The organism is Halomonas alkalicola (genome assembly GCF_030704205.1).
Lineage (GTDB): Bacteria > Pseudomonadota > Gammaproteobacteria > Pseudomonadales > Halomonadaceae > Halomonas > Halomonas alkalicola.
The window spans coordinates 1,613,532-1,625,651 of sequence record NZ_CP131913.1 but is presented as its reverse complement, the minus strand read 5'-3'; the positions used below and the strand labels follow the sequence as shown (position 1 = coordinate 1,625,651).

At 70.1% G+C, this 12,120-nt stretch carries 7 protein-coding genes and 1 pseudogene; 6 read left to right on the top strand and 2 right to left on the bottom strand.

Features of this window, described 5'->3' with window-relative positions; translation table 11 throughout:
* Window positions 1–4 precede the first annotated feature (4 nt).
* The 4 genes and pseudogenes from B6N23_RS07705 (at window position 5) to B6N23_RS07690 (ending at window position 5,123) form a co-directional block, all read left to right on the top strand.
* Entirely contained in the window at window positions 5–1,750 is a 1,746-nt protein-coding gene (locus B6N23_RS07705; RefSeq protein ID WP_305503432.1) for a VRR-NUC domain-containing protein, read from the top strand.
* Window positions 1,747–4,141, top strand: a pseudogene (locus tag B6N23_RS07700) (helicase C-terminal domain-containing protein). Before B6N23_RS07705 ends, B6N23_RS07700 begins: the two are co-directional and overlap by 4 nt.
* A gap of 27 nt (window positions 4,142–4,168) precedes the next feature.
* Window positions 4,169–4,834 (top strand): cupin domain-containing protein, encoded by a 666-nt coding sequence (locus B6N23_RS07695; protein ID WP_305503429.1) that lies wholly within the window; start codon window positions 4,169–4,171, stop codon window positions 4,832–4,834.
* A gap of 109 nt (window positions 4,835–4,943) precedes the next feature.
* Window positions 4,944–5,123, top strand: a complete 180-nt coding sequence (locus tag B6N23_RS07690) for a PLDc N-terminal domain-containing protein (RefSeq protein WP_110070209.1) — start codon at window positions 4,944–4,946, stop codon at window positions 5,121–5,123.
* A gap of 76 nt (window positions 5,124–5,199) precedes the next feature.
* Here B6N23_RS07690 and B6N23_RS07685 read toward each other — a convergent pair whose 3' ends face one another.
* Both B6N23_RS07685 and B6N23_RS07680 read right to left on the bottom strand, forming a co-directional pair.
* Complete coding sequence (locus B6N23_RS07685; protein ID WP_305503426.1) at window positions 5,200–6,450, bottom strand: ribonucleotide-diphosphate reductase subunit beta; 1,251 nt, start codon at window positions 6,448–6,450, stop codon at window positions 5,200–5,202.
* A gap of 101 nt (window positions 6,451–6,551) precedes the next feature.
* Window positions 6,552–9,455, bottom strand: coding sequence for a ribonucleoside-diphosphate reductase subunit alpha (locus B6N23_RS07680; protein ID WP_305503424.1), 2,904 nt, complete (start codon window positions 9,453–9,455; stop codon window positions 6,552–6,554).
* Window positions 9,456–9,793: 338 nt separating this feature from the next.
* On the opposite strand from B6N23_RS07680, the gene B6N23_RS07675 reads away from it, so the two are divergent.
* Both B6N23_RS07675 and B6N23_RS07670 read left to right on the top strand, forming a co-directional pair.
* Window positions 9,794–10,507, top strand: a complete 714-nt coding sequence (locus tag B6N23_RS07675) for a winged helix-turn-helix domain-containing protein (protein ID WP_110070206.1) — start codon at window positions 9,794–9,796, stop codon at window positions 10,505–10,507.
* Between the two features lie 3 nt (window positions 10,508–10,510).
* Window positions 10,511–12,112 (top strand): ATP-binding protein, encoded by a 1,602-nt coding sequence (locus tag B6N23_RS07670; protein WP_305503423.1) that lies wholly within the window; start codon window positions 10,511–10,513, stop codon window positions 12,110–12,112.
* Window positions 12,113–12,120: the final 8 nt, after the last annotated feature.

Sequence of the window (12,120 nt, the reverse complement as noted above, 5' to 3'; positions counted from 1 at the left end):
CGGGGTGGCGGCAGCGGCTTCCCTCGACGATCCCTTCTACTACCTGGTGAACTTCGAGTTCGTGCTGGGCTGGGTGGCCGAGCGCCATGGCGACCTCTTGAGCGACGAGGAGCTGGCCTTCCTGGCCGAGTTCGCGGCGCTGCCCCGGGCCTCCCGGGCGCTGCTGGTGCGCATGGTGATGCGCCGCGGCGAGCACTTTCGCACCTCGAAGCTCGTCTATCCCGAGATCAGCGCCGAGGTCAGTGCCCATACCGCAGACAGAGCCGAGACCGGCAACAGCGCCGCGAGCGACCCTGGCGAGGCGGCCCTGGCGCCTCTGGTCGCCGCCGGCCTGGTCGAGTCGGCTCCCGCCCTCTCCCTGGAGGTCCTCTTCGCCCAGCTGCGCCTGCCCGAGCTGCGCCAGGCCCTGGCCGGGGAGATCCGCGCCGCCGGGCTTTCGGCCTCGCTGGGCAAGGGCACCCTGCTCGATGCCTTGGCGCCTCGGGGCCTCGCGGCGCGTCCGCTGGCCGCGTGGTGGCCCGAGGCCCCGGATCGGGTGGTGCGCCTGACCGTGATGGCCACCTGCGACCGCCTTCGGCTGATGTTCTTCGGCAACCTGCGCCAGGACTGGTCCGACTTCGTGCTCGCCGAGCTCGGGGTGCAGCGCTTCGAGCGGGTGCCCTTCGGCGCCGAGTCCCGGGCCTTCCAGCGCCGTGAGGAGGTGGACGCCTACCTGGCCCTGCATCGGCTGCGCGAGCGGCTCGACGCCGGCGAGCCCGCATCGATGCTGGCGGCCGAGCTGCCTCCGGTGCTGGCGGATAACTCCTGGCTTGCGGCGCGGCACCGGCGTCTGGAGCTGGCCCTGGGCCGACAGGCGGAGCGGGCCGGGCAGGGTGAACTGGCGCTGTCGCTCTACCACCAGGCGGGCTGGCCGGTGGACGCCGGCAGCGCCGAGGCGCGTATCCGATGCCTGCGCCTGCTGGAGCGCCGGGGCGAGCATGGTGAGGCCCATGCCCTGACGGAAGCCCTGGCCGGCGGGTCACCGGGGGAGGCGGAGGCCCAGGCCCTCGCGCGGCTGCGCCCCCGGCTGCGGCGCCGGCTGGGGCGCGCACCGCTGCCCCGGGAGGCGGCGCCTGATCCCGAGCGCCTCGCGCTCTGCCTGCCGCGCTCTTCCAGCGTCGAGCGCGCGGTGGGCGAGCACCTGCAGCGTGACGACGCCCCGGTGGCCTACGTGGAGAACACCCTGCTCACCGGGCTCTTCGGCCTGCTCTGCTGGGAGGCGCTCTTCGTGCCCCTGCCCGGTGCCTTCTTCCACCCCTTCCACAGCGGCCCGGCGGACCTCTACCGGGAGGACTTCGTGGCCCGCCGCCGCGAGCACTTCGATGACTGTCTGGCGCGCCTCGACGACGGCCGCCACAAATGGGCAATCCTCTCGACATGGCGGGAGAAGCAGGGGCTCGCCAACCCCTTCGTCCACTGGGGGGCGCTGGAGGAGGCGCTGCTGTCGCTTGCGCTTTCGTGCCTGCCCGCCGAGCAACTGCGCGCCTGCTTCGAACGGCTGCTGGGGGACCTCAAGGCCAACCGCGCCGGCCTGCCGGACCTGATCCAGTTCTTCCCCGAGGCGCCCGCCGGGGAGCCCCGCTACCGGCTGATCGAGGTGAAGGGCCCCGGCGACCGCCTGCAGGACAACCAGCGCCGCTGGCTCGCCTTCTTCCGGGAGCACGGCATCCCCGTCGCGGTCTGCCACGTGCGCTGGGCGGACCCCGCATGAGCGGACCTTGCATAAGTGAGGCGCGACGCCTGCGGGTGGCGGTGCGCACCCTGTGCGACTTCACCGCCCGGGAGGGGGACCTCGACCACCGCTTCACCCCGGCGCCCAGCGCCGAGGAGGGCATCGCCGGCCACGCCGAGATCGCCCGCCGCCGCGGCGAAGGCTACCAGCGCGAGGTGGCACTCGCCGGCGTGGTCGAGGGGCTCGAGGTGCGCGGGCGCGCCGACGTCTATGACCCGGCCGCCCGCTGCCTGGAGGAGGTGAAGACCCATCGCGGCGACCTCTCGCGCATGGCGGCCAACCAGCGCGCCCTGCACTGGGCCCAGGCGAAGGCCTACGGCGCCCTGCTCTGCGCCGAGCGGGGCCTGGCCGAAATCACCCTGGCGCTGGTCTACCTGGAGGTGGGCAGCGGTCGGGAGACCCGCCTCGAGCAGCGCTGTGATGCCGCCGAGCTGTGGGCCTTTCTCGCCGCGCTCTGCCGGCGCTACCGCGCCTGGGCCAAGCAGGAGGCGGCGCATCGCGCGCGGCGGGATGCCGCCCTGCAGGGGCTCGCCTTTCCCCATGCCGACTTCCGCCCCGGGCAGCGGGCACTGGCCGAGGGCGCCTACAAGGCCGCGGCCACCGGCCGCTGTCTGCTGGCCCAGGCCCCCACCGGCATCGGCAAGACCCTCGGCACCCTCTTCCCCCTGCTCAAGGCGATGCCCCGCCATGACCTCGACCGGGTGCTGTTTCTCACCATGAAGACCCCGGGGCGCGCCCTGGCGCTGTCGGCGCTTCGCCAGCTGGAGGCGAAGGGTGAGGCGGGAACCACAGCGGAGCCGGGCGGCGGACCCTCGGAAGCGGGGCCCGAGCGACTGCCGCTGCGGGTGCTGGAGCTTACCGCCCGGGAGAAGGCCTGCGAGTACCCCGGCCGAGCCTGCCACGGCGAGGCCTGCCCGCTGGCGGCGGGCTTCTACGATCGCCTGCCGGCGGCGCGCCAGGCAGCGGTCGAGCGCGGCTGGCTGGATCGCGAGGCGCTGCGCGAGGTGGCTCGTGAGCAAGGCGTCTGCCCCTACTACCTGGGCCAGGAGCTGGCGCGCTGGTGCGATGTGGTGGTGGGGGGGGGTCAACCACTGGTTCGACGCCAACGCACTGCTCCACGGCCTGGCGACGGCCAACCGCTGGCGGGTGGGGCTGCTGGTGGATGAGGCCCACAACCTGGTGGAGCGGGCCCGGGGCATGTACAGCGCCGAGCTCGACCAGCGCCGGCTCGCCCGGCTGCGCCGCGGCGCGCCGCCGGCGCTCTCCCGGCCGCTGGCGCGCCTGGCCCGCCAGTGGCAGGGCGTGGTGAAGGAGGCGGGCCTCGCCGAGGCCGGCGAGCCGGGGCGGCCGGCCTATCGGGTGCTGGAGGGCGTGCCCGAGGCGATGCTGGGCGCCCTGCAGGGGGCGGCCAGCGCCATCACCGACTACCTGGGCGAGCACCCCGAGGGGGGCAGCGCCGAGCTCCAGGAGCTGCTCTTCGAGGCGCTGGCCTTCACCCGCCTGGCGGAGGCCTTCGGCGACCACTCGCTCTGCGACCTGGCCCGCCACGGCCGCGGCAGGGCCCTGCTGGGGCTGCGCAATCTGGTGCCGGCGGACTTCCTCGCCCCGCGCTTTGCGGCGGCTCACGCCGCGGTGCTCTTCTCGGCGACCCTGGCCCCGCCCGGCTACCATCGCGATCTGCTGGGGCTACCGGCACAGACGGTCTGGCAGTCGGTGGCCTCGCCCTTCGCCGCCGGGCAGCTCGAGGTGCGCATCCGCGCCGATATCTCCACCCGGCTGCGGGATCGCGAGGCCTCGCTGTCGCCCATCGTCGCCGAGCTGGCCGGCCAGTACCACCGCCGCCCCGGCAACTACCTGGCCTTCTTCAGCAGCTTCGCCTACCTGGAGCAGGCGCGGGCGGCCTTCGCCGAGGCGCATCCGACGATTCCCACCTGGACCCAGGTGCGCGGGATGGGGGAGCCCGAGCGCGACGCCTTCCTGGCGCGCTTCACGCCGGCGGGGCAGGGCATCGGCTTCGCGGTGCTGGGCGGCGCCTTCGCCGAGGGGGTCGACCTGCCGGGGGAGCGGCTGATCGGCGCCTTCGTCGCCACCCTCGGCCTGCCCCCCTTCGACGACTTCAACGAGGCCCTGAAGGCGCGGCTCCAGGCCCGCTTCGGGCGCGGCGATGACTACGCCTACCGGGTGCCGGGGCTGATCAAGGTGGTGCAGGCCGCCGGCCGGGTGATCCGCGGCCCCGAGGACCGCGGCACCGTGGTGCTGATGGACGACCGCTTCGCCCGGCCCGAGGTGCGCGCTCGGCTGCCGGCGTGGTGGCAGCTGCCGGGAACGCCGGGCGATGCCGGCGGTCCGACCCACACGACACGGCCCTGACGCGGGCCCTGAAAAGGAGAGAGTGCCATGCGACTCAATGCCGACTTCGACCAGCGGGTGGTGGTCACCCCCGAGGCCTACCGCTGGGTCGATTCGCCCATGGCGGGGGTCGAGCGGATGATGCTCGATCGCATCGGCGAGGAGGTGGCCCGGGCCACCTCCCTGGTGCGCTATGCGCCCAACAGCACCTTCCCGTCCCATGAGCATGGCGGCGGCGAGGAGATCCTGGTGCTGGAGGGGGAGTTCGCCGACGAGCACGGCCGCTACCCGGCGGGCAGCTACCTGCGCAACCCCATCGGCACCGCCCATGCCCCCCGGGTGGGGGAGCAGGGCGCGACGATCTTCGTCAAGCTGCACCAGTTCTCGCCCGAGGATACCGAGCAGAAGGTGATCGATACCCGCTCGGCCGAGTGGCGCCCGGGGCTGGTGGAGGGGCTTTCCGTGATGCCCCTGCATGACTTCGAGGGCGAGCACGTGGCGCTGGTGCGCTGGGCGCCCAACACCCGCTTCCAGCCCCACGCCCACTGGGGCGGCGAGGAGATCCTGGTGCTGGAGGGCGTCTTCCACGACGAGCTCGGTGCCTATCCCGCCGGCAGCTGGCTGCGCAGCCCCCATCGCAGCCAGCACACGCCCTTCACGGGCGAGGAGGGCGCGCTGATCTACGTGAAGGTGGGCCACCTGCTGCCGGACTGAGCGCGCGAACGCCCCGTCACATTTCGCTACCCGGCTTCCTTTGTCTCCCGGTGGTGCGCTGTGCTACCCATGAAAGGGGCAATTCGCCGAATGGACAAGGAGAAGTCGAATGGGAATCGAAGTGACCGGCCTGCTGGGCCTGATCTGGCTGATCATCGTGATCTGGGCCGTCGTCAAGGTGGCCAAGAGTTCGGCCGGGCCCGTGGCCAAGCTGCTGTGGATCCTGATCCTGCTGTTCTTCCCGCTGCTCGGGCTGATCATCTGGTTCCTGTTGGGGCCAAAGGGGTAGCCAGGCCGGCATGACATGAACGGGGCCGCCTTCGGGCGGCCCCCTTGCATCACGATCGGGCTGCGCGGCCCCGGTTTCAGTCCCAGCTCAGTGCGCCGCCCACCTGGTACTCGGTGACGCGGGTCTCGAAGAAGTTCTTCTCCTTGCGCAGGTCGATGATCTCGCTCATCCACGGGAAGGGGTTCTGGGCGCCGGGAAACTGCTCCTTGAGGCCGATCTGGGCCAGGCGACGGTTGCAGATGAAGTGCAGGTACTCCTCCATGATCGCCGCGTTCATGCCCAGCACGCCGCGGGGCATGGTGTCCCGGGCGTAGGCGATCTCGAGCTCGGTGCCCTCGAGGATCATCTGGGTCACCTCGTCCTGGAAATCGGGGGTCCAGAGGTGCGGGTTCTCGATCTTGATCTGGTTGATCATGTCCACGCCGAAGTTAAGGTGCATGGACTCGTCGCGCAGGATGTACTGGAACTGCTCGGCGACGCCGGTCATCTTGTTGCGCCGACCCATGGAGAGGATCTGGCTGAAGCCGCAGTAGAAGAAGATGCCTTCGGTGACGCAGTAGAAGGCCACCAGGTTGCGCAGCAGCTCCTGGTCGGTCTCCGGGGTGCCGGTGTTGAAGTCCGGACGGGCCAGGGACTGGGTGTGCTTGAGGCTCCAGGCGGACTTGGCGGCCACCGAGGGCACCTCGCGGTACATGTTGAAGACCTCGCCCTCGTCCATGCTCAGCGACTCCACGCAGTACTGGTAGGCGTGGGTGTGGATCGCCTCCTCGAATGCCTGGCGCAGCAGGTACTGGCGGCACTCGGGGTTGGTGATCAGCCGGTAGAGCGCCAGCACCAGGTTGTTGGCCACCAGCGAATCGGCGGTGGAGAAGTAGCCGAGGCTGCGCTCGACGATGCGCCGCTCGTCCGGGGTCAGGCCGTCCTGGCTCTTCCACAGGGCGATGTCGGCGTTCATGTTCACTTCCTGGGGCATCCAGTGGTTGGCACTGCCGTCCAGGTACTTCTGCCAGGCCCACTCGTACTTGAACGGCACCAGCTGGTTCAGGTCCGCGCGGGCGTTGATCATCTGCTTGTCGTCGACCTGGATGCGCGCCGCGCCCATCTCCAGCTCCTCGAGGCCGGCGGCCACGTCGAGCTCCTCCAGTGACTTGCGGGCCCGCGCCAGGCGATCACCCTCGGCGACCCGGTAGCTGCCGCGACTCTCGGCCACGGCTTCGGCCGGCTGGGCCGGCTGCGGCTTGGCGGCCGGGGGCGGCGTGGGTGCGGCCTCGGTCGGTTGCTCGGCAACGGGGGTCTCGTCCTCGTGGAATTCGTCCCAGTTCAGCATTTCACTTACCTCGAGTTGATTGGGGGCCATGGATGGATTCATCGCTCGAGGCTCACCCGGCGCCTCTCGCTCCACCGGCGGCAATACGTGTCCGGTTGGACTTACTGGCAGGCTTCGCAGCCCAGGTCGTCGATCTCGGCGGCCGAGGGGGCCCGTGAGCCTGCACCCGCCTTGCCGGTGAGGAAGTCCTCTACGCCTCTTGGCTCTCGCGCCATCGGCTGGGGTGCGGACGCGGGGGCGTGGGCGGCGGGGGCCTGGTTGCTCACCGCGTTGAGGTTGCCGCGTTCCACCGTGGACTTTTCCACCGCGGTGGCGCCCAGGGCGCGCAGGTAGTAGGTGGTCTTGAGGCCGCGGAACCAGGCCATGCGGTAGGTCACGTCGAGCTTCTTGCCGGAGACCCCCTTGATGTAGAGGTTTAGCGACTGCGCCTGGTCGATCCATTTCTGGCGGCGTGCCGCGGCTTCCACCAGCCATTTCGGCTCCACCTCGAAGGCGGTGGCGTACTTGGCCTTGAGGTCCGCCGGGATGCGCTCGATGGGCTGGGCGGAGCCGTCGTAGTACTTGAGGTCGTTGATCATCACCTCGTCCCACAGCCCGCGCGCCTTGAGGTCGTTGACCATGTAGGCGTTGACCACGGTGAACTCGCCGGAGAGGTTCGATTTCACGTAGAGGTTCTGGTAGGTCGGCTCGATCGACTGGGTCACACCGCAGATGTTGGAGATGGTCGCGGTGGGGGCGATGGCCATCACGTTGGAGTTGCGCATGCCCTGCTGGGCGATCTTGTCGCGCAGGACGCCCCACGCCTGGGTGGCGCTCTCGTCGAGCTCGATGTACTTCTCGCCGCGTTCGGTCTTGAGCTTCTGGATGGAGTCGATGGGCAGCACGCCCTGGCTCCACAGCGAGCCCTCGAAGCTCTCGTAGCGGCCGCGCTCGGCGGCGAGATCCGAGGAGGCCTCGATGGCGTGGTAGCTCACCAGCTCCATGGAGCGGTCGGCGAAGGCGACGGCAGCCTGGCTGGCGTAGGCGATGTCCAGGGCATAGAGGGCGTCCTGGAAGCCCATGATGCCGAGCCCCACCGGGCGGTGCTTGAGGTTGGAGTTGCGCGCCTGGGGCACCGCGTAATAGTTGATGTCGATGACGTTATCGAGCATGCGCACCGCGGTCCTCACGGTCTTGCGCAGCTTGGCGTCGTCGAGCTCGCCGTCGACCACGTGCTGGGCCAGGTTCACCGAGCCCAGGTTGCACACGGCGATCTCGTCCACGCTGGTGTTCAGCGTGATCTCGGTGCACAGGTTGGAGGAGTGCACCACGCCGGCGTGCTGCTGGGGGCTTCTCAGGTTGCAGGGATCCTTGAAGGTGATCCAGGGGTGGCCGGTCTCGAACAGCATCGAGAGCATCCGGCGCCACAGGTCCTTGGCGCGCACCCGCTTGAAGAGCTTGAGCTCGCCGGTGCGGGTCATCGCCTCGTACTCCTCGTAGCGCGTCTCGAAGGCGGCGCCATAGAGATCGTGGAGATCCGGGCAGGTGGAAGGCGAGAAGAGCGTCCACTCCTTGTCGTCGAAGACCCGCTTCATGAACAGGTCCGGCACCCAGTTGGCGGTGTTCATGTCGTGGGTGCGGCGGCGGTCGTCGCCGGTGTTCTTGCGCAGCTCCAGGAACTCCTCGATGTCCAGGTGCCAGGTCTCCAGGTAGGCGCAGACCGCGCCCTTGCGCTTGCCGCCCTGGTTGACCGCCACCGCGGTGTCGTTGACCACCTTGAGGAAGGGCACCACGCCCTGGCTCTTGCCGTTGGTCCCCTTGATCCAGGAGCCCAGGGCGCGCACCGGGGTCCAGTCGTTGCCGAGCCCGCCGGCCCACTTGGAGAGCAGGGCGTTGTCGCGGATGGCGCTGTAGATGCCGTCGAGCTCGTCGGGCACGGGGGTGAGGTAGCAGCTGGAGAGCTGGCTTCTCACCGTGCCGGCGTTGAACAGGGTCGGGGTCGAGGCCATGTAGTCGAAGCTGGAGAGCAGCTCGTAGAACTCGATGGCCCGCGCCTCGCGGTCGTCCTCGTTCAGCGCCAGGCCCATGGCCACGCGCATGAACATCACCTGAGGCAGCTCGTAGCGCACGTCATCGCGGTGGATGAAGTAGCGGTCATAGAGGGTCTGCAGGCCCAGGTAGGTGAAGGCGTTGTCGCGAGTGTGGTCCAGCGCCTCACCCAGGCGCGCCAGGTCGAACTCGGCCAGGCGCGGGTCGAGCTGCTCGAACTCGATGCCCTTCGCCACGTAGGCCTCGAAGGCCGGCCGGTAGAGCTCGGCCATCTCCTGGTAGGTGGCTTCATCCGCCACGCCGAGGAAGGCGAGCGCCTCGCGGCGCAGGTTGTCCTGCAGCAGGCGGGCGGTGACGTAGGTGTAGTTGGGCTCCTTCTCCACCAGGGTGCGGGCGGTCATCATCAGCGCCTGAGAGACGCCATCGACGCTGACGCCGTCGTAGAGGTTCTTCAGGGAGTCCTCGACGATGCGGCCGGGCTCGACGCTGTCGAGGCCCGCGCAGGCATCCTGCACCAGGGTCTCGACCCGGCCCAGGTCCAGCGGGCGGGTGGTGCCGTCGAGCAGGGTCACGTTGAGAGTGGGGTGAGGCTTCTGGATATCGCCGGCGGCGGCGGCGCGCGCCCGGGCGTGGGCCTCCCGGTAGAGCACATAGGCGCGCGCCACCTTCTGCTCGCCGGCGCGCATCAGCGCCAGCTCGACCTGGTCCTGGATGTCCTCGATATGCACGGTGCCGCCGTCGGGCATGCGGCGCAGGAAGGCCTGGGCGATGGCCTCGCTGGCGTCACGCACGAGATCGCGTACCCGGGAGGAGGCGTCGGCGTTGTCGCCCTCCACGGCCAGGAACGCCTTGCGCATGGCCACGGCGATCTTTCCGGCATCGAAGGGCACCACGTCGCCGGTGCGCTTGATGACGCGCAGGGTCTGCGGGGCGGTGACGGTGACGGACGGCGCGTCCGGAGAGGTCGTGGATGACATGTCGATGGAGTCCCTGTCAGGTGAACGAGAGGCGGCGATGAAAAACGCTCGGGGGCGTCTGTGAAGGAACCGCGGCGGAGAGGGTCTTTTCACAGGATGTAGTGTTATGCCTCGTATGGAGGCACAAGATAGTGTGTGTTTTGGCAGGCTTCAAGTGGATAACCCTGTGGACGGCTTGTGATCTTCCTGGGGAGCCGTGGGCCCCCGCCGGGCGCTATGCCGTCGTCGAGTGGCGACAGGCAGGCGTATCCGGGGATTTCGGGTATCCTTTAGCCAATGGCGGTATGCCCCTGGGCGCCGCTGCCCCGATCACCTGCCAGTCAGGATGGAACTTGAGGATGGACGAGAGCTTGGACCCCCGGGAGCAGGATCATGTGCTGATCATCGAGGATGATGAACGCCTGGCCGACCTGACCCGCGACTACCTGCAGGCCAATGGCTTCCGCGTCACCCTGGAGGCCGACGGCGCTCGCGGCGTGGAGCGGATCCTGGCGCTGCAGCCGGACCTGGTGATACTCGATCTGATGCTGCCCGGCGAGGACGGCCTGTCGATCTGCCGGCGCGTGCGCGGTGACTACCCGGGCCCGATCCTGATGCTGACCGCGCGCACCGACGACATGGACCAGGTGCTGGGCCTGGAGATGGGCGCCGACGACTACGTGCCGAAGCCCGTTCAGCCCCGGGTCCTGCTGGCGCGCATGCGCGCCCTGCTGCGCCGGGCCGAGAGCGCCGAGGCCGCGACGGAGCCGCGGCTCACCTTCGGCAACCTGGAGATCGACAGCGCCACCCGCGAGGCCTGGCTGGACGGCGAGCGCATCGATCTCACCAGTGCCGAGTTCGACCTGCTGTGGCTGCTGGCCAGCAACGCCGGTCGGGTGCTGACCCGGGAGGAGATCTTCGCCCAGCTGCGTGGTATCAAGTACGACGGGCAGGACCGCTCCATCGACGTGCGGGTGTCGCGCATCCGGCCCAAGGTCGGTGACGACCCCAACCAGCCGCATCGCATCAAGACGGTGCGCAGCAAGGGCTATCTCTTCGTCAAGGAGAGCTGAGCCATGCGGCGGGTCCTGGCCGACAGCACCTTCCTGCGCGTCTATGTGCTGCTGGCGCTCGCCCTGCTGCTGACCTTCGGCCTGGCCCTGCTGGGCGTGGCCATGGTCGACCAGGTACGCCGTGAGCACCATCGCGAGCAGCTCGCCGAGGTGCCCATGCGCCTGCTCGCCCAGCGCCTCGAGGCGCTGCCCGCCGATGCCCATGCCGGCTGGCTCGAGACCCAGGCCCGCCGCCTCGACCTGACCCCTTCCGTGCTGCCGGTCCAGAGCGCCTCCCTCGGCTACTTCACCCGCCTGCGCCTGGAGCGGGGCAAGGTGCTGGTGCAGGAGCGCGATGAGCGCGGCGGGCGCCTGCGGAAGCTGCTGCCCGACGGCGAGCGCCTGCTGCAGGTGGACCTCGCCAGCCTCAGCGAGCAGCAGCTGCGCGGCTTCACCGAGCTGCTGGCGGAGTGGCTGGCCGAGAGCCCGCCCGCCGAACGGCACGCACGGCTCTCCCGGGTGGCCGAGAGCAGCATCACCGTCGAGCTTGGCGACGCCCCGCCGGCGGGCCTGGACCCCTATCAGCTCGGGCGCCTGGCTGACGGCGAAGTGGTCATGCGTCTCTTTCCTGGCCGCTGGTCCATGGCCATGTACCTGGCGCTACCCGGCGGGGGCGAGGCGAGCTGGCTGAGCATCGGCCCGGTCGAGGCCTTCGATCCGGTGCCGGGCTCCCTGCAGCTGCTGGTGGCGTTGATCCTGCTGGCGGTGCTGGGGGCGACCATCTACCTGCTGATCCGCGGAATCGAGGCGCGCATGGCGCGCCTGGAGCTTGCCGCCACGCGCATCGCCGCCGGCCGGCTCGACACCCGGGTCAAGGTGGAGAGTGGCGACTTCCTCGGCCGGCTGGGCATGGCCTTCAACGGCATGGTGGCCCAGGTCCAGGCGCTGCTGCGCGCCCAGCAGGACATGATCCGCGCGGTCTCCCATGAGCTGCGCACGCCGGTGGCCCGCATCCGCTTCGCGGTGCAGATGGTCGAGGACATGACCGACGATGCGGCGATTCGCCGCCAGCTGCAGGGGATCGATGGCGACATCGAGGAGCTGGACGGCCTGGTCGACGAGATCCTCACCTATGCCCGCCTGGGCAGCGACGCCGTCAAGGGCCGCGAGATGGAGGCGACCCTGGTGGATTGCCGGGCCATGGCGGAGCGGGTGATCGATGCGCTGAGCCCGCTGCACGGCCACCTGGCCATCGTGCTCGCCGAGGGACCCGAGGTGGAGGCCCTGGCCGAGGCGCGCTACCTGCAGCGGGCGCTGCAGAACCTGGTGGCCAACGCCTGCCGCCATGCGCGCAGTCGGGTGGTGATCCAGGTGCAGGCGGAGCCCCGCCTGGTGCGCATCGACGTGGAGGATGATGGCCCCGGGGTGCCGGTCGGCGAGCGCCAGGCGATCTTCAAGCCCTTCGCGCGGCTCGACGACAGCCGCACCCGCAGCTCCGGCGGCTATGGGCTGGGGCTCTCCATCGTGCAGAAGGTGATGACCTGGCACGGCGGCAGCGTGGGGGTGGACGCCAGCCCCGCCCTGGGCGGGGCCCGCTTCACCCTGCTGCTGCCCCAGCGACCCTAGCCGCCGGC